The organism is Rhodovarius crocodyli, from assembly GCF_004005855.1.
Taxonomy (GTDB): Bacteria; Pseudomonadota; Alphaproteobacteria; order Acetobacterales; family Acetobacteraceae; genus Rhodovarius; species Rhodovarius crocodyli.
In genome coordinates this window covers 651,076-672,999 of record NZ_SACL01000001.1, presented here as the reverse complement: position 1 = coordinate 672,999, position 21,924 = coordinate 651,076, and the positions used below count along the sequence as shown (strand labels likewise).

Annotated in this window: 16 protein-coding genes; 10 read left to right on the top strand and 6 right to left on the bottom strand. The window is 67.6% G+C overall.

Features of this window, described 5'->3' with window-relative positions; translation table 11 throughout:
• Positions 1-15: 15 nt before the first annotated feature.
• The 7 genes from EOD42_RS03220 (at position 16) to EOD42_RS03190 (ending at position 10,039) form a co-directional block, all read left to right on the top strand.
• On the top strand, positions 16-2,097 hold the full coding sequence (locus EOD42_RS03220; RefSeq protein ID WP_127785840.1) for a hypothetical protein: 2,082 nt from the start codon (positions 16-18) through the stop codon (positions 2,095-2,097).
• A gap of 9 nt (positions 2,098-2,106) precedes the next feature.
• Positions 2,107-2,772, top strand: a complete 666-nt coding sequence (locus EOD42_RS03215) for an ankyrin repeat domain-containing protein (RefSeq protein WP_127785838.1) — start codon at positions 2,107-2,109, stop codon at positions 2,770-2,772.
• Positions 2,773-2,839: 67 nt separating this feature from the next.
• A complete protein-coding gene (gene carA / locus EOD42_RS03210; RefSeq protein ID WP_127785836.1) occupies positions 2,840-4,189 on the top strand; it encodes a glutamine-hydrolyzing carbamoyl-phosphate synthase small subunit in 1,350 nt (449 codons plus the stop codon).
• A 25-nt stretch (positions 4,190-4,214) separates the two neighbouring features.
• The gene (locus EOD42_RS03205; RefSeq protein ID WP_127785834.1) at positions 4,215-4,964 is read left to right on the top strand and encodes an SDR family NAD(P)-dependent oxidoreductase; all 750 of its coding nucleotides are present in this window, start codon (positions 4,215-4,217) and stop codon (positions 4,962-4,964) included.
• A 38-nt stretch (positions 4,965-5,002) separates the two neighbouring features.
• Positions 5,003-8,248 carry a carbamoyl-phosphate synthase large subunit gene (gene carB / locus EOD42_RS03200; protein ID WP_127785832.1) on the top strand — a complete coding sequence of 1,082 codons (3,246 nt, stop codon included), beginning with the start codon at positions 5,003-5,005 and terminating at the stop codon, positions 8,246-8,248.
• A 100-nt stretch (positions 8,249-8,348) separates the two neighbouring features.
• Positions 8,349-8,822: a transcription elongation factor GreA gene (gene greA, locus EOD42_RS03195; protein ID WP_127786561.1), complete on the top strand. Its 474-nt coding sequence runs from the start codon at positions 8,349-8,351 to the stop codon at positions 8,820-8,822.
• On the top strand, positions 8,819-10,039 hold the full coding sequence (locus EOD42_RS03190) for a threonine ammonia-lyase (RefSeq protein WP_240654840.1): 1,221 nt from the start codon (positions 8,819-8,821) through the stop codon (positions 10,037-10,039). The genes greA and EOD42_RS03190 overlap by 4 nt, the downstream gene beginning before the upstream one ends.
• A gap of 18 nt (positions 10,040-10,057) precedes the next feature.
• Here the strand turns inward: EOD42_RS03190 and ispG are convergent, their stop codons facing one another.
• The 4 genes from ispG to EOD42_RS03170 all read right to left on the bottom strand — a co-directional run bounded on the left by ispG (position 10,058) and on the right by EOD42_RS03170 (position 14,536).
• The gene (gene ispG, locus EOD42_RS03185) at positions 10,058-11,185 is read right to left on the bottom strand and encodes a flavodoxin-dependent (E)-4-hydroxy-3-methylbut-2-enyl-diphosphate synthase (protein ID WP_127785830.1); all 1,128 of its coding nucleotides are present in this window, start codon (positions 11,183-11,185) and stop codon (positions 10,058-10,060) included.
• Positions 11,186-11,250: 65 nt separating this feature from the next.
• Positions 11,251-12,216, bottom strand: a complete 966-nt coding sequence (locus EOD42_RS03180) for a helix-turn-helix domain-containing protein (protein ID WP_127785828.1) — start codon at positions 12,214-12,216, stop codon at positions 11,251-11,253.
• A 68-nt stretch (positions 12,217-12,284) separates the two neighbouring features.
• Positions 12,285-13,286: an NAD(P)H-dependent flavin oxidoreductase gene (locus EOD42_RS03175; RefSeq protein WP_127785826.1), complete on the bottom strand. Its 1,002-nt coding sequence runs from the start codon at positions 13,284-13,286 to the stop codon at positions 12,285-12,287.
• Positions 13,287-13,288: 2 nt separating this feature from the next.
• On the bottom strand, positions 13,289-14,536 hold the full coding sequence (locus EOD42_RS03170; protein ID WP_127785824.1) for an aspartate kinase: 1,248 nt from the start codon (positions 14,534-14,536) through the stop codon (positions 13,289-13,291).
• A gap of 54 nt (positions 14,537-14,590) precedes the next feature.
• Here EOD42_RS03170 and ubiG point away from each other — a divergent pair, with 54 nt between their 5' ends.
• Genes ubiG through EOD42_RS03155 form a run of 3 tightly spaced genes read left to right on the top strand, consistent with a single transcriptional unit; the run spans position 14,591 to position 17,653 of the window.
• Positions 14,591-15,286 carry a bifunctional 2-polyprenyl-6-hydroxyphenol methylase/3-demethylubiquinol 3-O-methyltransferase UbiG gene (ubiG, locus tag EOD42_RS03165; protein ID WP_127785822.1) on the top strand — a complete coding sequence of 232 codons (696 nt, stop codon included), beginning with the start codon at positions 14,591-14,593 and terminating at the stop codon, positions 15,284-15,286.
• Between the two features lie 57 nt (positions 15,287-15,343).
• A complete protein-coding gene (locus EOD42_RS03160) occupies positions 15,344-16,804 on the top strand; it encodes a M81 family metallopeptidase (protein ID WP_127785820.1) in 1,461 nt (486 codons plus the stop codon).
• A gap of 36 nt (positions 16,805-16,840) precedes the next feature.
• The gene (locus EOD42_RS03155) at positions 16,841-17,653 is read left to right on the top strand and encodes an aspartate dehydrogenase (RefSeq protein ID WP_127785818.1); all 813 of its coding nucleotides are present in this window, start codon (positions 16,841-16,843) and stop codon (positions 17,651-17,653) included.
• On the opposite strand, the gene EOD42_RS03150 is transcribed toward EOD42_RS03155, so the two are convergent.
• Entirely contained in the window at positions 17,650-20,880 is a 3,231-nt protein-coding gene (locus EOD42_RS03150) for an error-prone DNA polymerase (protein ID WP_127785816.1), read from the bottom strand. The genes EOD42_RS03155 and EOD42_RS03150 overlap by 4 nt on opposite strands.
• 42 nt (positions 20,881-20,922) lie before the next feature.
• On the bottom strand, positions 20,923-21,885 hold the full coding sequence (locus EOD42_RS03145; RefSeq protein ID WP_127785814.1) for a DMT family transporter: 963 nt from the start codon (positions 21,883-21,885) through the stop codon (positions 20,923-20,925).
• Positions 21,886-21,924 lie beyond the last annotated feature (39 nt).

Sequence of the window (21,924 nt, the reverse complement as noted above, 5' to 3'; positions counted from 1 at the left end):
GCGGGGGAAGTCGCTGTGATCCGTTCCGCCTTCCGCATCGATGTGGCGCCGCTGCTGCCTGAATGGCTGTTGCTGGCCGCCGCGATCCTGGCGCTGCTGCTGATCGGGTTCATGCTGTACCGCCGGGCGGCCGGCACCGGGTACAGGCTGGCGGCCCTGGCGATGTGCCTGTTGGCGCTGATCAATCCGCGCTGGGTCAGCGAGGTGCGTGAGGAACGGCCGGACATCGCACTCGTGGTGATCGACCAGTCCGACAGCACAAGGCTGGTGGCCAATCGCGCGCAATCCATCGCCGCGGCCCGGCAGCTGCTGATGCGGCGTCTGGAGGGGCTGGATCGGCTGGAGACCCGCGTCGTCGAGGTCCCTGAGCAGGGGCAGCAAGGGACCCGCCTGCTGCAGGCCGTCGAAAGGGCCTTGGCCGAGATCCCGCGCGCGCGTCTGGCCGGGATCGTGGCCATCACCGACGGCCAGGTGCACGATGTCGCGGAGCACGCGGCCGCGCTGTCCGCACCGTTCCATGTGCTGCTGCCGGGCGCGTCGGGCGAGGTCGACCGCCGCCTGCGTCTTGTCGAGGGGCCGAGCTTCGGCATCATCGGCCGGAATGTCGACCTGCGGGTCATGGCCGAGGATCTGGGCGTCGCCGGCGCCTCCGGCAATGCACGCATGACCGTTCGGATCGACGGCGGTGCGCCGCGGACCGAAACGGTTCCGATCGGGCGTGAGTACAGCTTCTCCGTACCCATAGAGCGTGGCGGCCCGATGGTGGTCGAGGCCGTGCTCGAAGAGCGGCCCGGCGAGGTCAGCGCAGAGAACAACCGGCTGCTGATGACCATCAACGGCATTCGCGACCGACTTCGTGTCCTGCTGGTCAGCGGTGAGCCGCATGCGGGTGAGCGGACATGGCGGCGCCTTCTGAAGTCCGACCCGGGCGTCGATCTGGTTCACTTCACCATTCTGCGCCCGCCTGAAAAGGATGATCTGACGCCGCTGAATGAGCTGGCGCTCATTGCTTTCCCCGTGCGCGAGCTGTTTCAGGTCAAGCTTCGTGAGTTCGATCTGATCATCTTCGACCGCTTCTCCAACCGCGGCATCCTCCCGCCTGCCTATCTGCGCAACATTGCGGAGTATGTGAGAGCCGGTGGCGCGCTGCTGGTGTCGGTGGGGCCGGAGTTCATGGGCGGCACCAGCCTGGCCAACACCCCCCTGGGGCCGGTGCTGCCCGCGCGCCCCCTGGCCGGCGGGCAGGCGCTGCTGGAGGAACCCTATCGTCCGCAGATCTCGGATATCGGGCGCCGGCACCCGGTCACGAGCGACCTGCTTGCCGGCGCTACGCCGAGCTGGGGGCGTTGGTATCGGCTGCTTCGATCGACACAGACGTCCGGCAATGCGGTCATGCAGGCCCCCAACGGTGCACCGTTGCTGATTCTCGACCGGGTGGGGGAAGGGCGCGTCGCTCTCATGCTGTCCGACCACATCTGGCTTTGGGCGCGTGGGCATGACGGTGGCGGCCCGCACCAGGAACTGTTGCGGCGGCTGGCGCATTGGCTGATGCGGGAGCCTCAGCTGGAGGAGGAGGAACTGCGTGCCCGATACGCACAGGGGGCGCTTCAGCTCGAACATCGAACCCTGCAGGTGCCCGGGCCGCGTGAATTCGAGGTGACGGCGCCTGACGGAGCCGTGACCCGGCTGCCGGCGCAGGATGACGGCAGGGGCCGCAGTGTGGCGGAACTGCCTGCCTCGGCCTCTGGCGTGTGGCGCGTGGCGGCGGGACAGCGGACGACCCTGGTCGCGGTGCCGCCGGGCAACCCGCCCGAGTATCAGGATCTCAGGGCATCTCCGGAGCCTTTGCGCCTGGCGATGGCGGAAACCGGCGGCTCCTTTCGCTGGCTCGGTGACGGTAGCCAGGTGCCTGAATTGCGCCGTGTCGCCGCCGGGCGGGCAATGGCGGCCAGCAGCGCCGCCGGCTGGATCGGTCTGCGCCGAAATGAGGATCACCTCGTCACCGAGGTCCGGGCGACCTCGCTCATGCCGCCGTGGTTGGCCCTGGCGCTGATTGTGGGCTTCACCATGCTGGCTTGGCGCCGCGAAGGGCGCTAGAAGACCGGCATGCGACATATCGTCCTGCTCATCGCCGCGATCGTCGCGGCCCCTTCGGTCGGTTTTGCGCAAGGGCGCTTCGGGTCGGCTGCTTCCGCGCCAGGCGGGTCCAGCGACCCGCGGCTTCAGCCACAGCAGCGCGAGCGTCCGCCAGGCCTTCCCGGTCTGCTGGGACGGCAGGCCCCGGTGATTCCGGCGCAGACCCCGGGTTCCTCGATGAACCCGAACGATGCGCTGTTCGACGCGATTTCGCGCGGCGATGTGCCGGCGGCGCGCGACGCCGTGGCGCGGGGCGCGGAGCCTACGGCCCGCAATGCGCTGGGCCTTACTGCCTATGACTCGGCGGTGGACCAGGGTCGCCCGGAAATGATCTTCTATGTCCTGTCGCTGCGCGGCGGATCCATATCGGGGTCAAGCGCTGCGCCCGCCGAACCGCCGCGCCTTTCCGGTCCTGCCTCGCGTCCGGCCGCAGGGCGTGGCCGAGAAGCCGCTCGCGCGGCTCCGGCGGCGGAACCGGCCCGCCAGGCGCCTCAGCGTGCGCGCCTCTGGGCGCACGATGGCGGTGCCGCGCGTGAGGAAGTCGGCTTCCTGGGTTTTGATGCCGGCCAGACGGGCAGCGGCCCGGCTGTTGCTCCGGAACGCGATTCCACCCCTGTGCGCCGCCGCAGGGGCTGAGGGAAAAAATTTCCCAGGGCGGTAATTTCACTTGCCTTGGGAAAAACGATCCCGCTATGGGGTCGTCATGCGCAGCGTCGAAGACATTCTTTCCCTGCTCGGCGGTCCTGATGCGGCCGCTCAGCGCCTGAGTCTCGGCACGGAGGCGCTGCGAAAGTGGCGCCAAGCCAAGGCCATTCCCTCCAAGCATTGGGCCGCCATTGTGGCCGCAACCGGTCTGGAGTTCTCTGACATGCCTGGTGCTGAACAGCCCGCCGTGAATACCGAGGTGCCCGAGGGCGCGACCGCCGCGCTGGTTCTGGCCGATGGGAGTGTGCTGTGGGGCCGTGGCTTCGGCGCCTATGGCACCCAGGTCGCCGAGATCTGCTTCAACACCGGCATGACGGGTTATCAGGAAACCCTGACCGACCCCTCCTACGCGGGCCAGATCATCAGCTTCACCTTCCCGCACATCGGTAATGTCGGCACCAACGGTGAGGACGAGGAGGCGACGAACCCCGTCGCCCGCGGCCTGATCGTGAAGCAGGACGTGACCGAGCCCGCCAACTACCGCGCGATCGCGCATCTGGATGCGTGGCTGAAGCGCCATGGCGTGCCGGGCATCGCCGGTGTGGACACGCGCTCCCTCACGGCGCGGATCCGTGACCTCGGCGCCCCGAACGGCGTGCTGCATTTCCCGGAAAACGGCCGATTCGACCTGCCCGCCCTGGTGGCGCAGGCGCGTGAATGGCCGGGGCTTGAGGGAATGGACCTCGCCAAGGAAGTGACGACCCGCCAGAGCTACAAGTGGTCCGAGGGCACCTGGCGCTGGGGCGAGGGCTTCCAGCCTGCCGCCACCCCGCGCTACCGCGTTGTGGCTCTGGATTACGGCGCGAAGCGCAACATCCTGCGCAGCCTGGTTGAAGTCGGCTGCGACGTGACGGTGCTGCCCGCCACGTCGACCACCGAGGACATTCTGCGCCACCAGCCCGACGGCGTGTTCCTGAGCAATGGTCCCGGCGACCCGGCAGCGACCGGCGTGTATGCCGTGCCGGCCATCAAGGGTGTGCTGGAGAAGAAGGTGCCGGTGTTCGGCATCTGCCTCGGCCACCAACTGCTGGCCCTGTCGCTCGGTGCACGCACCTACAAGATGGATCGCGGCCATCGCGGTGCGAACCAGCCCGTGAAGGACCTGACGACGGGCAAGGTGGAGATCACCAGCCAGAATCACGGCTTCGCGGTCGATGAGGCCTCTCTGCCCGAGGGCGTGCGCGTGACCCATCGCAGCCTGTTCGATGGTTCCAACGAAGGCATCGCGAGTGACGTGCTGCCGGCTTTCTCCGTGCAGTATCACCCGGAGGCTTCGCCTGGGCCCTCCGACAGCCACTACCTGTTCGCCCGCTTCGCGGAGCTGATGGACAAGAACCGCGCGGCCTGACCGCGCGGGTGGGAGAGGCACGGCGATGTTCGACCTGACGGGAACGGTGGCGCTTGTCACCGGCGGGAATGGCGGGATCGGGCTGGCCATGGCGAAAGGCCTGGCCGAGCACGGCGCGCGCGTGGTGATCACCGGCCGCAACCCCGCCAAGAACGCCGAGGCGCTGGCCGCCCTTCCCGCCGGTAGCCTGGCCGTGGAACTGGACCTCGCCGCACCGGGTGCGACCGAGGTGCTGCTGGACAAGGTGCTGGCTGAAGCCGGGCGGCTGGACATTCTGGTCAACAATGCCGGAATGAATATCCGCAAGCGGCCGGAGGAAATCTCCGACGCCGAATGGTCGAGCATCCTGGAGATCAACCTGGGCGCGCTGATGCGCCTGACGCGCGCGGCCTACCCGTCGCTGAAGGCCTCGGGCCGCGGCCGTGTGATCAATATCGGCTCCATCCTCTCCATCTTCGGCGTGCCTTTCTCGCCCGCCTACGGCGCCAGCAAGGGCGCGGTGGTGCAGTACACCAAGTCGCTTGCCGCGGCCTGGGCGGCGGAGGGCATCACCGCCAACACGGTTCTGCCCGGCTGGGTCGAGACCGAACTGACCGATGGCGCCCGGCGCGACGTGCCGGGGCTGTACGACAAGATCCTGTCCCGCACGCCCATGGGGCGATGGGGCAGGCCTGATGATCTGGCGGCCATTGCCGTCTTTCTGGCCAGTGAGGAAGCACGCTTCGTCACCGGCACCGCCATCCCGGTGGATGGTGGCTTCGCCACGCTGGGCTGAGCCCTGGCTTTCCCAAACCTCGAATTTCGGTAGCCCCCATGCCCAAGCGCACAGATATCAAGTCCATCCTCATCATCGGCGCGGGTCCGATCGTGATCGGCCAGGCCTGCGAGTTCGACTACTCGGGCGCCCAGGCCTGCAAGGCGCTGCGCGCCGAGGGCTATCGCGTCATCCTGGTGAACTCCAACCCGGCCACCATCATGACCGATCCGGGCCTGGCGGACGCGACCTATATCGAGCCCATCACGGTTGAGATTGTCGAGAAGATCATCGCGAAGGAGCGCCCGGACGCGCTGCTGCCAACGATGGGCGGGCAGACCGCGCTCAACACCTCGCTGAAGCTGGCCGAGGCCGGCGTGCTGGCGAAGTATGGCTGTGAGCTGATCGGCGCGAAGGCCGAGGTCATCGACAAGGCCGAGGATCGCCAGAAGTTTCGCGATGCCATGGCCAAGATCGGCATCGAGAGCCCGGCCAGCGAAATCGCCCACACGATGGAAGAGGCGCGCGCGGCGCTGAAGATCATCGGGCTGCCCGCGGTCATCCGCCCGTCCTTCACCCTGGGCGGCACCGGTGGCGGCATCGCCTACAACAACGAGGAATTCGAGCAGATCGTGGGCGCGGGCCTCGATGCCTCGATGACCACCGAGGTTCTGATCGAAGAGAGCGTCCTCGGCTGGAAGGAGTTCGAGATGGAGGTGGTCCGCGACAGCGCGGACAACTGCATCATCATCTGCTCCATCGAGAACCTGGACCCGATGGGCATCCACACCGGTGACAGCATCACCGTCGCCCCGGCGCTGACGCTGACCGACCGCGAATACCAGCGCATGCGCGATGCCTCGATCGCCTGCCTGCGCGAGATCGGCGTCGACACCGGCGGGTCCAACGTGCAGTTCGCGATCAACCCGAAGGATGGTCGCATGACCATCATCGAGATGAACCCGCGTGTCTCCCGCTCCTCGGCGCTGGCGTCCAAGGCGACCGGCTTCCCGATCGCGAAGGTCGCGGCCAAGCTGGCCGTGGGCTACACGCTGGACGAGCTGATGAACGACATCACGCGCGTCACGCCCGCCAGCTTCGAGCCGACGATCGACTACGTGGTCGTGAAGATCCCCCGCTTCACCTTCGAGAAGTTCCCCGGCACGCCCGCTCTGCTGACCACCAGCATGAAGTCGGTCGGTGAGGCGATGGCCATCGGCCGCAGCTTCGCGGAGGCCCTGCAGAAGGGTCTGCGCAGCCTGGAGACCGGCTTCTCCGGCCTCGACCCCGTCGAGCGCCCGGGGGATGCCAGCCATGAGGCCTTCCGTGCCGCCCTGGCGCAGCCTGCGCCGAACCGCATCCTGATGGCGGCCGAGGCCCTGCGCGCCGGCATGTCCGTCGAGGACATCGCCGAGGTCAGCAAGTTCGAGCCCTGGTTCCTGCGCGAGGTCGAGAAGATCGTCGCCGCCGAGCGCCAGGTGACCGAGAAGGGCCTGCCGACGACGACGCTGGCGATGCGCAAGCTGAAGGCGCTCGGTTTCTCCGACGTGCAGCTGGCCAAGCTGTCGGGCCGCAAGGAGACGGACGTTTCCGCCCTGCGTGCCCGGCTGGACGTGCTGCCCGTGTACAAGCGCATCGACACCTGCGCGGCCGAGTTCGCCTCCGAGACGCCCTACATGTACTCGACCTATGAGGGCGGCTTCGACAAGCCGGTCTGCGAGTCGCGGCCGACCGGTCGCCGGAAGGTCGCCATCCTCGGTGGCGGTCCGAACCGTATCGGCCAGGGTATCGAGTTCGACTACTGCTGCGTCCACGCCGCCTATGCGCTGAAGGAAGCCGGCATCGAGACCATCATGGTCAACTGCAACCCCGAGACGGTCTCGACCGACCCGGACACCTCCGACCGCCTGTATTTCGAGCCGCTGTTCCATGAGGACGTTCTCGCGATCCTTGAGAAGGAGAAGCAGGACGGTGAGCTGCTGGGCTGCATCGTGCAGTATGGCGGCCAGACCCCGCTGAAGCTCAGCCAGTATCTGTCCAAGGCCGGCATCCCCATCCTGGGCACCAGCGCCGAGGCGATCGACATCGCCGAGGACCGCGAGCGCTTCCAGCAGCTGCTGAAGGGCCTTGGCCTGAAGCAGCCGCAGAACGGCACCGTGCGTGACCTGGACGCCGCGCTGGTCGAGGCCGAGCGCATCGGCTACCCGGTGGTGGTGCGCCCCAGCTACGTGCTGGGCGGCCGCGCGATGGAGATCGCCTACTCCCCCGAGCAGCTGCGCCGCTTCGGCGCCGAGGCGGTGAAGGTGTCAGGTGAGAACCCGATCCTGATCGACCAGTACCTGCAGGACGCCATCGAGGTGGATGTGGATTGCGTCTGCGACCGCGAAGGCAATGTCTATGTCGCGGGCGTGATGGAGCACATCGAGGAAGCCGGCATCCATTCCGGTGACAGCGCCTGCTCCCTGCCGCCTTACTCCCTGCCGCCCGCCATCGTGACCGAGCTGAAGGCCGAGACCGAGGCGATGGCCCGTGCGCTGAAGGTGCAGGGCCTGATGAACGTGCAGTACGCGGTGAAGGACAACGAGATCTACGTGCTGGAGGTGAACCCCCGCGCGTCGCGGACCGTGCCTTTCGTCGCCAAGGCGACCGGCGTGCCGGTGGCCAAGATCGGCGCGCTGGTGATGGCGGGCCATCTGCTGTCCGAGTTCAAGCTGGACGATGATGCGGTTTCCCGCCACGTCGCGGTCAAGGAAGCGGTGTTCCCGTTCAATCGCTTCCCGAATGTGGACGTGATCCTCGGGCCTGAGATGAAGTCCACCGGTGAGGTGATGGGCCTGGACCTGTCCTTCGAGCGTGCCTTCCTCAAGTCTCAGCTCGGCGCGGGCGTGAAGCTGCCGGGTGAGGGCACCGCCTTCATCAGCGTGAAGAACAGCGACAAGGCGGCGGCTATGCAGCTGGCGCGCCGGCTGTCCGACATGGGCTTCAAGCTGCTGGCGACGCGCGGCACCGCCGCGAAGCTGGAGGAGGCCGGTATTCCCTGCACCCGCGTGAACAAGGTGATGGAAGGCCGGCCGCACTGCGTGGACGCCATCAAGAATGGCGACATTCAGCTCGTGATCAACACGGCCCAGGGCGGCCAGAGCGTGACCGACAGCTTCGACATCCGTCGCAGCGCCCTCACACAGGCGGTTCCGCACTACACCACCCTGGCCGGTGCGCGTGCTGCGGTGCATGCCATCGCCGCCTTGAGAGCGGGAACCCTTGATGTCGCGCCCCTGCAATCCTACTCTGAAAGGGCGTTTTGAGCGGACGCTCAGGGGTTTCTGACCGTTTTACCCCTCCTGAATGGCCGGTACGGGCGGGCAGGCGACTGGCCGCCCGTTCCCATTGGTGAAAGGTGTTGCAGTGCAGAAGTTCCCGATTACGGCAGTGGGCCTCGCGAAGCTCGAGGAAGAGCTGAAGTATCTGCGTGTCGAGGAACGTCCGGCGATCATCCGTGCCATCGCGGAAGCGCGTGCCCATGGGGACCTCTCCGAGAACGCCGAGTACCACTCGGCGCGCGAGAAGCAGTCCTTCATCGAGGGGCGTATCGCTGAGCTCGAATCGATCATTCCGTCTTCCGAAGTCATCGACGTTTCCAAGCTGTCGGGCGACCAGGTGCGTTTCGGCGCCAAGGTCACGGTGGTGGACGAGGAGACGGACGAGGAGAAGACCTATCGCATCGTCGGCCAGTATGAGGCCGACATGAAGACCAACTCGATCTCGCTGACCTCCCCGCTCGCCAAGGCGTTGATGGGCAAGAAGGTCGGCAACAGCGTGGAGGTTCCCACGCCGGGCGGCTCGCGCGCCTATGAGATCGTGGCGGTCGCCTTCCAGTGAGCACGCCGGTGCGGGCGGCGCTCAGCCTCGCTGACGTCCGCGCGGCGGCGGCCCGTATCCAGGGGGCGGTGCTGCATACGCCCACCATGGAGATGCCGGCGCTGTCGCGCGCGACGGGTGCGACGGTCTACCTGAAGCTGGACAACCTGCAGGCCACGGGTGCCTTCAAGGAGCGCGGCGCTGCCAATCGCATCGCCCTGCTGACCGAGCGTGAGCGCAAGGCGGGTGTCGTGGCGATGTCGGCAGGCAACCATGCCCAGGCCGTGGCTCGTCATGCGACCCTGGCGGGTATCCGGTCTGTGATCGTGATGCCGAAGTTCACGCCGGCGACGAAGGTGGTGCGCACCGAGAATTTCGGCGCGCATGTCGTCCTGCACGGCGAGACGCTGGCCGAGGCCGCAGCCCATGCCCATGAGCTGGCCCTGAAGGAAGGCCTGACCTTCATCCACCCCTATGACGACCCCGCGGTCATTGCAGGGCAGGGCACCCTGGCGCTTGAGTTGCTGGATGACGCGCCCGAGGTCGACATGCTGGTGCTGCCGACGGGCGGTGGCGGCTTGGTTTCCGGCTGTGCCGTTGCGGCCGCTGAACTGCGTCCGCAGGTGAAGGTGTTCGGCGTGGAGGTCGAGGGTTATCCGGCCATGGCCCAGCGCCTGGCCGGGCAGCCGGTGCAGGTCGGCGGCCCGACCATCGCGGAGGGCATTGCCGTTCGCGATGTGGGCCAACTGCCGACCGACCTGCTGCGCCAGCTGGGCGTGGAGGTTCTGGTCGTGCCGGAACGGGCCGTCGAGCAGGCCATCGCCCTGCTGGCCGAAGGCGCGAAGGTGGTGTCCGAGGGCGCCGGTGCGGCAGGTGTTGCGGCGCTGCTGGCCTTTCCGGAGCGCTTCCGCGGCCATCGCGTCGGCACGCCGGTCTGCGGCGGCAATATCGACCCGCGCATCCTGGCCAATGTGCTGCTGCGTAACCTGTTGCGCGACGGTCGTATCCTGCGCCTGCACCTGGATATCCCGGACCGTCCGGGCGTGCTGGCCGACATCGCCACCCGAGTGGCGGCAGCGGGCGGCAATGTCATCGAGGTCAGCCATCAGCGCCTGTTCGCTGCACCCAGCGTGCAGACGGCAGAGCTGGAACTGATGATCGAGGTGCGCGACCACGCCCAGAGCGACGCCATCATCGCGGCGTTGCAGGCGGGCGATTACGTGGTGCGCCGGGGCTGACCCCGGCGCGGCGGCGGCTTACTCGGCCGCCGCTTTCTCCGCTTCGGCGGCTTCGCGCAGCAGGGCGGCGCGCTTTTCCACCAGATCGACCAGATGGGCCACCATGTCATCCGTGCTGGTGGTGTGGTCCTGCCTGCCTGACGCATAGACCATGTGGCGGCCGGAACCGCCGCCCGTCAGGCCGATATCGGTCATCAGGGCCTCACCGGGGCCATTCACGACGCAGCCGATGATGCTGAGCGTGATCGGCTCCACGATATGGGCCAGGCGGTCTTCCAGCGTGGCGACGGTCTTGATGACGTCGAAGCCCTGGCGTGCGCAGGACGGGCACGAAATCACCTTCACACCGCGATTGCGCAGGTGCAGCGATTTCAGCAGGTCCCAGCCGACATGGACCTCTTCCTCAGGCTCGGCGCTGAGGGAGACGCGGATCGTGTCGCCGATGCCGGCCCAGAGCAGGTTGCCCAGGCCGATCGACGACTTCACCGTGCCGGCACGGCGGCCGCCGGCTTCGGTGATGCCGATGTGCAGCGGATGGTCACAGGCGTCGGCCAGCTGCTGGTAGGCCGCGACCGCCAGGAACACGTCCGAGGCCTTCACGCTGATCTTGAATTCATGGAAGTCGTTCTGCAGCAGATGGTCGGCGTGCCACAGCGCGCTTTCGACCAGCGCGTCGGGGTTGGGCTCCCCATACTTTTCCAGAAGGTGCTTTTCCAGGCTACCGGCGTTCACGCCGATGCGGATGGAGCAGCCATGGTCCCTTGCCGCCTTCACCACTTCCTTCACGCGGTCCGGGCTGCCGATATTGCCCGGATTGATGCGCAGGCAGGCCGCGCCGGCCTGGGCTGCCTCGATGGCGCGCTTGTAGTGGAAGTGGATGTCCGCAACGATCGGCACATTCACCTCGCGCACGATCTCATGCAGCGCGGCCGTGCTCTCCTCATCGGGGCAGGAAACGCGGACGATATCGACACCCGCCAACTCCGCGCGGCGGATCTGGGCGATGGTCGCCTCGGCATCCGACGTCAGGGTGTTGGTCATGGTCTGGATGCTGATGGGCGCGTCCCCGCCCACGGCCACCTTGCCCACGTGGATCTGGCGGGACTTGCGGCGCTCGATGTGCTGATAGGGACGGTAGCTGCTCATGGCCGGCTCCTTGTGCCGTAGGCAGGAGAGATAGTGCGCCTGGGCGTCATGCCCAGGCACAATCGTTATTGCGGCCTGGCGGCCGGGGCGGGCGCCGCAGGGCGCGGAGCCTGCTGCGCGGGATTGGCTGCGGGCGGCGTTGTGAAGCGTGCACCGGGCGGCACCACGCCTGCCCGGAACAGAACGGGGTCCAGCGGAATATTGCGCCGGGTGCCGGCGCCGGGCGCGAAGCCGGGCTGCTGCTGGCCGTCAACCGTGACTTCCACGCCGGCCACGGAACCCAGCGTCATCAGCAGGCCTTCCCGATTGGGCGGCGTGTAGGTCTCGCCGGCGCGCATGACACGCTCATGCACCGGCTGCTGCTGCCCGGGCGCTCGCACCTGCATCCACACCTGCTGCGTGAAGCGCAGCGTGATGCGGCTGGCATCGGTGGGCGAGGGCGGCGGCGGCGGGGGCGGCGGTGGCGGGGGAACGACGACCGGCACGGGCACCGGCTCCGGCAGCGGCACCGTGGTGGTCTGGCCGGACGCCGGCGGCGGCGGTTCCGGGGAAGTACCTTCGCGCGCCGCGCGTTCCAGGCGCGGCGGCACCGGGGGCACGGCGTCGACCGAACGATCGCCGCCGCTGCTCCAGGTGTACCACGCGCCATAGGCCGCGGCGGCGAGCACGACACCGATCAGGATGATGGCGCCGGAGGGAACGCCGCGTTCCGGAACCGGTTCGGGAAAGACCAGGTCCTGCCGCTTCGGAGCGACGGCACCGGTGCATTCCCGGAAGCGACGCACGAAATCCTCGGCGTCCAGGCCGAGCGAGGTGGCATAGTTCCGCACGAAGCCCACGGCATAGGCGGGGCTGGGCAGGTCCTTCACCCGCCCTTCCTCCAGCGCCACGAGATAGACGCGCCGGATGCGAAGCACCGCGCTCATATCCTCGATGGAGAGACCAGAGGAGATGCGGGCATCGCGCAGCTCCTCACCCAGCCGGGCGGCATCGCCGCTCGGGATGGCTTCGGCTCGCGAGAAGCGTTTCATGGAGAAGGACACACCGGCATGTAGCCCATAGCGCGGAGAGGGGGAAAGGGGGTCTCTCCGCGCTTCCGCTATGCGGCGCGCCGGGCTAGCGCCGCTTCTGCCTGCTCCATCAGCTCCCGGATGATCTCCGTGACGGGCTGTTCGGCAGATACCATGCCGACGGACTGCCCGGCCATCAGGCTGCCGTTCTCGACATCGCCGTCGATTACCGCGCGGCGCAGCGCGCCGGCCCAGAAATGCTCGATCTCAAGCTGGGCCGCGTCCTTCGTCAGCTCTTCCTTGCGGAAGCGGTCGATGACATGGGCCTGGTGCTCCAGGAAGCGCTGGCTGCCGGCATTCACCAGCGCGCGCACCGGAATGACGGGGAAACGAGCGTCCAGCTGCACGGTCGGCACCGCGTCACGCGCGGCGGCGCGCAGAAACGCCTTCTTGAAGTTCGGGTGGGCCACGCATTCGGTCGCGCAGACGAAGCGCGTGCCCAGCTGCACGCCGGCAGCCCCCATCTCCAGATAGCTCAGAATCGCCTCACCGCGGCCGATGCCGCCGGCCACGAAGACCGGTACCTCGGTGATGTGCGGCAGGATTTCCTGCGCGAGAACATTCAGTGACACGGGGCCGATATGCCCGCCTGCCTCGCTGCCCTCGATAACGAGCGCGTCGGCACCCGAGCGCACCAGCTTCTTCGCCAGTGCCAGGGCAGGGGCGAAGCAGATCACCTTGGCGCCGCCTTCCTTGGCCCGCTTGATGGCGGGCCCGGGCGGGATGCCGCCGGCGAAGACGATCACCGGCACCTTGGCGGCCAGCACCACCTCGACCAGCTCCATCAGCATGGGATGCATGGTGATGAGGTTCACGCCGAAGGGCTTCTGCGTCAGCGCCTGGGTGGCGGTGATTTCCTCGGCCAGGCGCTTGGGCTCCATCGCCCCACAGGCGATCACGCCGAAGGCGCCGGCGTTGGACAGCGCCGCAACCAGGTTGCGCTCGCTGATCCAGCTCATCGCGCCGCCCAGGATCGCGTAGTCGGCACCCAGGAATTCGGCGCCACGCTTCATGAGAGACGCGACGGACATGATCAGCCTTCCTCGCCGGTCTTGGCGTCGGGCTCGGGGCCATCCAGGCCATAGGCCGTGTGCAGGGCCCGCACCGCGAGTTCCTTGTACTCGGAGGCGACCAGCACAGACACCTTGATCTCGCTCGTCGAGATCACCTGGATGTTGATGCCCTTTTCGCTCAGCGCGCGGAACATGGTCGAGGCCACGCCCGCATGGCTGCGCATGCCGATGCCCACGACCGAAATCTTCACGACGTTCGGGTCGGTGTTGATCGACTCATAACCCAGGGAGTCCCGGGCGGCCTCCAGCACTTCCTTGGCGCGCGGCAGGTCGGTGCGGTTGACCGTGAAGGTCATGTCCGTCGTGCCGTCGGCGCCGATGTTCTGAACGATCATGTCGACGTTCACATTGGCTTCGGCCAGCGGGCCGAACAGGCGCGCCGCCACGCCGGGCCGGTCGGGCACGCGCCGCAGGGTGACCTTCGCGTCGTCGGCCGAATAGGCGATGCCGGAGACAATCAGCTTTTCCACGATCTCGTCCTCATCAACCACGAGGGTACCAGGCTTGTCTTCAAAACTGCTCACGACCTGCACGCGCACGCGCTGCTTCAGCGCCATCTCCACGCTGCGGGTCTGCAGGACTTTCGCACCGACGCTGGCCAGTTCCAGCATTTCCTCGAAGGAAATGCGGTCCAGCTTGCGCGCGCGGGGCACGATCCGGGGGTCGGTCGTGTAGACGCCGTCCACGTCCGTGTAGATATCGCAGCGGTCGGCCTTGAGCGCCGCGGCCAGGGCCACGGCGGACAGGTCGCTGCCGCCACGGCCCAGGGTGGTGATGCGACCATCCGGGCCCACGCCCTGGAAGCCGGCCACCACGGGCACCTGGCCGAGCTGCATGGAAGCGATCAGGTCCGCGCCCTCGATGCTGTCCACGCGGGCCTTGCCGTGCGCGTCATCGGTGCGGATCGGGATCTGCCAGCCAGCCCAGGAGCGTGCCGGCACGCCGAGCTTCTGCAGCGCGATCGCCAGCAGGCCGATCGTCACCTGCTCACCGGTCGCGACCACCACGTCGTATTCGCGCGGGTCGTGCAGCGGGTCGAGGTCGGTGCACCATTTGACGAGCTGATTGGTGGTGCCCGACATGGCGGAAACCACGACGGCCACCTCATTGCCCGCATCGCGCTCGCGTTTCACGCGGTTGGCGACATTGCGGATACGGTCCAGGTCAGCGACGGATGTACCGCCGAATTTCATCACGATTCTGGGCATGGTCCCACTGGGGCGTATATGAGGCGGGGCACCCATAACGGCGCGGAGTTGGCCATGCAAGGCACGGTAAAGGAAACAGAGGCCACGAAGTTCAACGCGCTGGCGGGTGAATGGTGGAATCCGCGCGGCCCGATGGCGCCGTTGCATGCCATGAACGGGGCACGCACGCGCTGGGTGCTGGAGCGCTTGCCGCAGGGCAAGCCCTTGCAACTGCTGGACATCGGTTGCGGGGCGGGGCTGGCTGCCGAGGCCTTCGCCAAGGCCGGCCTGGCCGTGACGGGCATGGATGCGGCCCCCGATGTGATCGACGTGGCCCGCCGGCATGCGGCGGAGCACGGCGTCGCGGTGGATTATGTCCATGGCGGCCCGGAGGATCTGGCGCCTGATGCCCGCTTCGATGTGGTCACCGCGCTGGAGGTGATCGAGCATGTCGCCGACAAGCCGCTTTTCCTGGCCAGCCTGCGTGCCCTGCTGCCCGAGGGCGGTCAGCTGTTCCTCTCGACCCTGAACCGCACCCGAAAGAGCCTGATCGTCGCGAAGTATGGCGCGGAATATGTACTGCGCCTGCTGCCGATCGGCACCCATGACTGGAACGAGTTCGTGACGCCGGCCGAGCTGAGCGGCCTGCTGCGGCGCGCAGGCTTTACGGTCGAGGAGGTTTCCGGCCTGGGTCCACGCTTTCCCGGCGGCGAATGGCGTGCCGGCGGATCGACGGATGTGAACTATCTGCTGGCCTGCCGCGCCATCTGAGGCTTAATCCCGCATACCGTCTGGCGCAGCGCAGCATGCGGTGCGAATGTCCGCGCCATGCCGCACATCGCCGTCGCCCGCCTTTGGTTCGAAGCGAACAGCTTTGCCCCTGAACCAGCCCCTCTGGAAGCATTCCAGGGGCGGGAATGGACCGCGGGCGATGCGGCCCTCGCGACCTATCGCGGCACGGCGACCGAACTCGGGGGGCTTGAGGCCTTTCTGGCCGAGCGGCCGCACTGGTCCGCGACGGTGCTGCGCTGTACCTCTGCCCAACCCGGCGGACCGATGGAGGACCGTGCCTTCGCGGCATGGTGGGATGAAGTGGCTGAAGGCCTGGCCGGCGGGGAATGGGACGGGGTCTATCTGTCCCTGCACGGCGCCTGCCTGACGGAAAGCGAGCCCCAGGCCGATCTGGCCATCATCCGCCTGGTGCGCGGCATTGTGGGGCCCAGCACGCCCATCGTCGCCAGCTTTGATTTTCACGCCAACATCTCGCCGGAACTGGCGGGGTTGCTGGACGGCGCATCCGCCTATCGCACCTATCCGCATACCGACATGGCCGAATGTGCCCTGCGGGCCTTGGCGCTGCTGGAGCGTGTCGTGGAAGGGGAACGGCTGCACGCCGGCATCGTGAAGCTGCCGCAGGTGCTGCACAGCTTTCATATGCGCCATCAGGCAGGCCCCATGGCCGAGGTCTGGGAGATCGCCAGGTCGCTCGAAGGCCCTGCTCTGCCCGATGTCAGCATCTTCGGCGGTTTCGCCTGGGGTGACAGCCCGACCGCCGGGCCGACCGCCTTTGTCTGGGGAACCGACCATGCCACGGCCCGCGCCGCTGCGCGCCAACTGGCCGAGGCGATCCGCGAGCGCTTTCCACGCTTTGGCGTGACGCTGCCCGGTACGGAGGAAGGGCTGGAGCGCGCGCTGGCGGCGCCGCCGGGCCTGGTTGCCCTGCTGGACCCGGCGGATAACCCCCTGTCCGGCGGTGCCTGCGACACCCCGGAGCTGCTGCGCACGCTGATCCAGGCGGATCTCCAGGTCGAGACCGTTTTCGCCTTCCTGCATGATCCGCAACTGGTCAGCGACGCGGCGCGCGCCGGTGAGGGGGCGCCCCTCCAGGCGCGCCTCGGCGGGCGCACCACGTCCGATTTCGGTCCGCCTGTGCCCTTCGAGGGCATCGTCCAGAAGATCACCCACGGGAAGTTCCTGAACGAGGGGCCCATGGAAGCCGGTGCCCCCGTCGATCTGGGCCAGACCGCCGTGCTGCGCACGGGAAAGCTCTCCATCATCGTCACCAGCCGCAAGGAAGCGGCGGTGGACCCGGCCTTCTTCTCGCTGCACGGCATCGACCTGACGCAGGTTCGCCTGCTGGCGAACAAGGCCAAGAACCATTTCCGCGCGGCCTTCCAGGCCCGGTGCAGCGCCATCGTCGAATGCGATGCCCCAGGCCCCGCGGCGCTGGATCTGCTGCGCCTTCCGTTCCGCTACGTGCCTGAAGCCTGGCGTCATCCGGTGGGGTAGTTGGCCGGGCGGCCAAGCCCCGGTAACCTCAGGGCCATGAGCGAGACATACACCGTCGGAATCGTGGGCCTCGGGGCCATCGGGTTGGAACTGGCGCGCGCGCTGGACAAGGGCGTGCCTGGGCTGAAGCTGACCGCCGTTGCCGTGCGCGATGCCGAGAAGGCCCGCGCCGCCATGAAGGATTTCAAGGATCGCCCCTTGATCCTGGACATCGCCAAGCTGCCGCGCGAATGCGACATCATCGTCGAGGCCGCCCCCTCCGCGATCTTTGAGGAAGTGGCGACGGCGGCCATCGAATCCGGCTGCGTGTTCGTCCCTTCCTCCTGCGGGCAGTTGCTGCCGCGCATGCATCTGGTGGAGCGCGCGAAGGAAACCGGCGCGCGCATCATCGTGCCGACCGGCGCCCTGCTGGGCCTGGATGCCGTGCGTGCGGCCGCCGAGGGCGAGGTTGAAAGCGTCACCATCCAGACCCGTAAGCCGCCGCGCGGCCTGGAGGGTGCACCTTATCTCGTGCAGAACAACATCCAGGTGCTGGGCATCAATGAGCCCACGCTGGTGTTCAAGGGCAATGCCTTCGATGCCGCCAAGGGCTTTCCGGCCAATGTGAATGTGGCGGCCGCGCTGGCCATGGCCGGTGTCGGGCCCGAGCGTACGATGGTGGAGATCTGGGCCGACCCGGGCGTGACCCGTAACACCCACACCATCAAGGTCGAGGCAGCCGCCGCCCGCCTGACCATGACCATCGAAAACGTGCCGACCGAGGCCAATCCGCGCACCGGCAAGATCACCGGCCTGTCGATCCTGGCCTGCCTGCGTGGCCTGGTCAGCACGCTCAAGGTCGGCAGCTAACGGAAGTCACGGCTGGCGGGCATGCTGCCCGTCAGCGTCCGCTGCCTTTCAGGCATGGCGCCGTCTGAAAGCCTTTCCAGCAGTCCCGTCCCGTCGACCAGCCTGTGCACGATCAGGTGGGTGATGGGCTTCTCGACCCGTTCTTCCAGCCTTTCCACCTTGCCTTCTGCGATCAGCAGGCGGGAGCCGGTCAGTACGTCGTGGTGGCGCTCGGCCACATCCGGGAACACGACCAGATTGGCGGTTCCGGCCTCGTCCTCCAGAGTCACGAAGATGACCCCGTTGGATGAGCCGGGGCGCTGGCGCATCAGCACGAGCCCTGCGACACGCGCACGGCCCTTGCGCAGCGCGGTGGTGGGAATGCACCCATGCGCGCTGACATGCGGCCGAAGCAAGGCCATGGGATGTCGCCTCAGGCTGAGGCCCGTGACGCTGTAGTCGGTCAGGATGGCCTCGCCTTCCGCCTCCTCCGGCAGGTGGCTGAGCGGTTCGGCCATCAGGGGGTGTTCGCCCGCCATGCCCAGGGCGGCTTCCTCCCTTTGGCTGGCGAACAAGGGCAGGCGCAGCGGGGAGCCGGCGCTGCCCCGTGCATCCCAGATGGCCCGTCGGCGCGGCGTGCCGGGAAAGGCGTCTGCCGCCGCCAGGGCTTCGATCGCGTCCGCGTCCAGCCCGGTGCGCCAGGCGAGTTCCTCCACGCTGTCGAAGGGGGCGCCGTTCCGGGATTGGCGCGCGTCTGAAATCCGCTTCGCATCGCCCGGCTTCAGGCTTTTCACCAGCCGCATGCCCAGGCGCAGGGCGGCGCCCTCCCGTTCCAGCGTGCAGTCCCAATCGCTTGCATTCACGTCGATGGGCAGCACCGTGACGTCATGCTCCTGCACGTCACGAATGATCTGGGCGGGGGCGTAGAAACCCATGGGCTGGCTGTTCAGCAGCGCGCAGGCAAAGACCGCCGGATAATGGCATTTCAGCCAGGCCGAGGCGTAGACCAGCAAGGCGAAGCTGGCCGCGTGGCTTTCGGGAAAGCCATAGCTGCCGAAGCCCTCGATCTGAGAGAACACACGCTCGGCGAATTCGCGGACATAGCCGCGCCGCACCATGCCGCCGACCAGCTTTTCCCGGTACAGCTCGATGGTGCCCCGGTTCTTGAAGGTCGCCATGGCGCGGCGCAGCTGGTCCGCTTCCTCCGGTGTGAACTTGGCGGCGGCGATCGCCAGCTTCATCGCCTGTTCCTGGAACAGCGGCACGCCCAGCGTGTCCTCCAGCACGTCCCGCAACTCATCCTTCGGGCCGAACTCCGGGCTGGGCTCGGGGTATTGGGGTTCCTCCAGCCCCTGCCGCCGGCGCAGATAGGGATGGACCATGCCCCCCTGGATGGGCCCCGGCCGCACGATAGCGACCTCGATCACCAGGTCGTAGAACTTCTCCGGCCGCAGCCGCGGCAGCATGTTCATCTGCGCGCGGCTTTCCACCTGGAACACGCCGATGGCATCCGCCCGGCGCAGCATCGCGTAGGTCTGGGGGCATTCCGGCGGCAGGCTGCGCAACCCTAGGGGGTGACGGTGGTGCTGCCACATCAGGTCGAAGGCGCGGCGCAGGCATGACAGCATCCCGAGGCCCAGCACATCGACCTTCAGCATGCCGAGTGCTTCGATATCGTCCTTGTCCCATTCCAGCACGGTACGGTCGTCCATGGTGGCATTGCCCACCACGGCCAGTTCGACCAGCGGGCCACGCGTGATGACGAAGCCGCCGACGTGAGTGGCGGTGTGGCGCGGAAAGTCGATCAGTTCCTCCGTCATCTGCACCATGAGCGCCAGCCGCTGCTCCCGCAGATCGAAGCCTGCCTGCGCTGCAAGATCGCTCAGTTCGGTATCGCGTCCGGGCCCCCAGCTTGCCTTCGACAGCCTGGCGGCGACTTCCTCCCCGATGCCCAGCGCCTTGCTCACTTCCCGGATGGCGCTGCGGGAGCGGTAGCGGATGAGGGTGGCGCAGATCGCGGCCCTGTCCCGCCCATAGCGTTCGTAGAGGTGCTGGATGACCTCCTCACGCCGCTCATGCTCGAAATCGATATCGATGTCGGGCGGCTCGTTGCGGCTAGCGGAAATGAAGCGTTCGAACAGCAGCTTGTGCCGCGCCGGATCCACGGCCGTGATCCCCAGCACGTAGCAGACGGTGGAATTGGCGGCCGAACCGCGCCCCTGGCAGAGAATCTCCTTGTGCCGCGCGAAGAGCACGATCTCATGCACGGTCAGGAAGTAGGGCGCGTAGCCCAGCCGTCCGATCAGCTCCATTTCATGGGAAAGGCGGTCGGCGATCTCCTCCGGCGCGCCGGCGGGCCACTTCTCCGCCACGGCCGCCGCCACTCTGGCTTCCAGCGTTTCCTGGGCAGTGCGGCCCGGGTCCAGCGTCTCCTCGGGGTATTCATAGCGCAGTTGGTCCAGCGAGAAGCCGCGCGTGGCGTCGATGATCCGGATGGTATTGGCCAGGGCGCGCGGATAGCGGCCGAACAGTTCCAGCATCTCCGCGGGTGATTTCAGGTGTCGCTCGGCATTGGGCTCGGCTGCCGTGCCCAGCGTGTCGATCGTCCGGTGCAGACGGATGGCGCTCAACACATCGGCCAGCGCGGCGCGGGACGGGTGATGGTAGCGCACATTGTTGGTGGCCAGCAGCCAGGCGCCGGCTGCCTCTGCCAGCGCGGCATGGCGTGCCAGCCGAGGGCCATCCTCCCCCAGCCTGGGGCATGAGGTGGCCACCATGACCGGCAAGGCAAGGCGCGCGGAAGCGGCCCGGCACAGGGCGCTGAGATCCGATCCGCCCGGCCTGTCGGGCGGTATGGCCGCCAGTACCCAGCCTTCGGCGGCGGCCAGCATGGCGTCGAAGCTGATGCGCTCCTCGCCTTTGGGGGCGTTCATGCGTGCGGTGGACAGAAGCGCGGTCAGCCGGCCGTAGCTGGTCCTGTCCGTGGGCCAGGCCAGCCATTCCGTCTCGTCCTCCAGCCGGAAACGGCAGCCGGTGGCGAAGGATAGCCCGCGCGCCTTGGCGGCGAGGTGGCCGCGCACGACTCCGGCCAGGCCGTTGGTATCGCACAGCCCGAAGCCGGCATGTTCCAATTCGGCGGCGCGGGCCGCCAGTTCCTCAGGGTGCGAGGCACCATCCAGGAAGGAGAAGTTGGAACGCGCCGCTACCTCCGCGTAAGCGGGCAGGGGGTGGACCAGGCGAAGATGCATGGCCCTGCATGGCGCAAATTATGGAACAAATAAAGAACAAACTTACCGGCTGGGAAGGTTGGCCGACGGCATGGCCCCGGCCAGCAGGGACGGGCGGCTGGGCAACCGCAGCACGCCGCTGGTGACCAGAACACCGAACACCACCAGCGCGCAGCCCAGAAGTTCCAGGGTGCTGGGCACTTCGCCCAGAAGCATGACGGCGACCAGCGTCACGGTTACCGGTGTCAGGGCTGTGACGGCGGTGGTGCGCGCCGCGCCGATATGCCGAAGTGCCAAGGTGAAGATCAGCAGCGCCAGCACCCCGGCCATCACTCCCTGAATGAGGACGTGACGCAGCAGGAGCGACGGGGCCGTGGTCTGCAGGCCTTCAAGCACCCGCCATCCGGCCACGGGCACCAGCAGCACGACGGACCAGAAGGACACGAAGGCCGCTGCCTCGACGCCGCTCAAACGGCTGTATCGGAAGGCGACCGTGTAAATCGACCAGGCCAGGGCGCCGCCCAGCACCAGCAGATGCCCGCGCCAGCTGCCCCCCTCGAGATTCATCAGGCCATGGCCCATGATGAAGGCCACCCCGACCGTGATGAAGGCCACGCCCGCAATGCGGCCCCGGCCGAGTTTCTCGCCCAACACCGTCGCGCTCAGCAGGGCGATGAACAGCGGCAGGCTGCCTGTCAGCAGCGGGCCGGCCTCTGCCGCCGGGGCGTGATGCAGGCCCTCAAGCACCAGCAACTGATAGGGAAGCCCGGCGCAGAGAAGGCCCAGTAGAGCGAGCTTGGGAGACTGTTTGGGAATGATGCGGAAGCGCCACCAGAACGGCGCCAGCAATACCCCTGCCGTACCGAAGCGCAGGAAGGCGAGCAGTGCGCCATCCAGAGGCTGCGCACCCTGCATGGCCATGCGCGACGTGGTTATCCAGGTTGTCCAGACGGCCACCGTTACCAGAGCCGCCACCCAGCCGATGCGTTGCGGGGCGAGCAGTGCGCTGAAGCGGTTGCCAGTCATCCGGGCCTCATGGAGTGCTGCGACGCAACAATGTTGCGC

What these genes read in the sequence shown, in the direction of transcription:
- EOD42_RS03215 (WP_127785838.1), top strand. Translation starts at nt 2,107, where the DNA reads ATGCGACATATCGTCCTGCTCATCGCCGCGATCGTCGCGGCCCCTTCG.
- EOD42_RS03180 (WP_127785828.1), bottom strand. Translation starts at nt 12,216, where the DNA reads ATGAAACGCTTCTCGCGAGCCGAAGCCATCCCGAGCGGCGATGCCGCC.
- EOD42_RS03145 (WP_127785814.1), bottom strand. Translation starts at nt 21,885, where the DNA reads ATGACTGGCAACCGCTTCAGCGCACTGCTCGCCCCGCAACGCATCGGC.
- EOD42_RS03205 (WP_127785834.1), top strand. Translation starts at nt 4,215, where the DNA reads ATGTTCGACCTGACGGGAACGGTGGCGCTTGTCACCGGCGGGAATGGC.
- EOD42_RS03175 (WP_127785826.1), bottom strand. Translation starts at nt 13,286, where the DNA reads ATGTCCGTCGCGTCTCTCATGAAGCGTGGCGCCGAATTCCTGGGTGCC.
- ubiG (WP_127785822.1), top strand. Translation starts at nt 14,591, where the DNA reads ATGCAAGGCACGGTAAAGGAAACAGAGGCCACGAAGTTCAACGCGCTG.
- ispG (WP_127785830.1), bottom strand. Translation starts at nt 11,185, where the DNA reads ATGAGCAGCTACCGTCCCTATCAGCACATCGAGCGCCGCAAGTCCCGC.
- carA (WP_127785836.1), top strand. Translation starts at nt 2,840, where the DNA reads ATGCGCAGCGTCGAAGACATTCTTTCCCTGCTCGGCGGTCCTGATGCG.
- EOD42_RS03160 (WP_127785820.1), top strand. Translation starts at nt 15,344, where the DNA reads ATGCCGCACATCGCCGTCGCCCGCCTTTGGTTCGAAGCGAACAGCTTT.
- EOD42_RS03155 (WP_127785818.1), top strand. Translation starts at nt 16,841, where the DNA reads ATGAGCGAGACATACACCGTCGGAATCGTGGGCCTCGGGGCCATCGGG.
- carB (WP_127785832.1), top strand. Translation starts at nt 5,003, where the DNA reads ATGCCCAAGCGCACAGATATCAAGTCCATCCTCATCATCGGCGCGGGT.
- EOD42_RS03170 (WP_127785824.1), bottom strand. Translation starts at nt 14,536, where the DNA reads ATGCCCAGAATCGTGATGAAATTCGGCGGTACATCCGTCGCTGACCTG.
- EOD42_RS03150 (WP_127785816.1), bottom strand. Translation starts at nt 20,880, where the DNA reads ATGCATCTTCGCCTGGTCCACCCCCTGCCCGCTTACGCGGAGGTAGCG.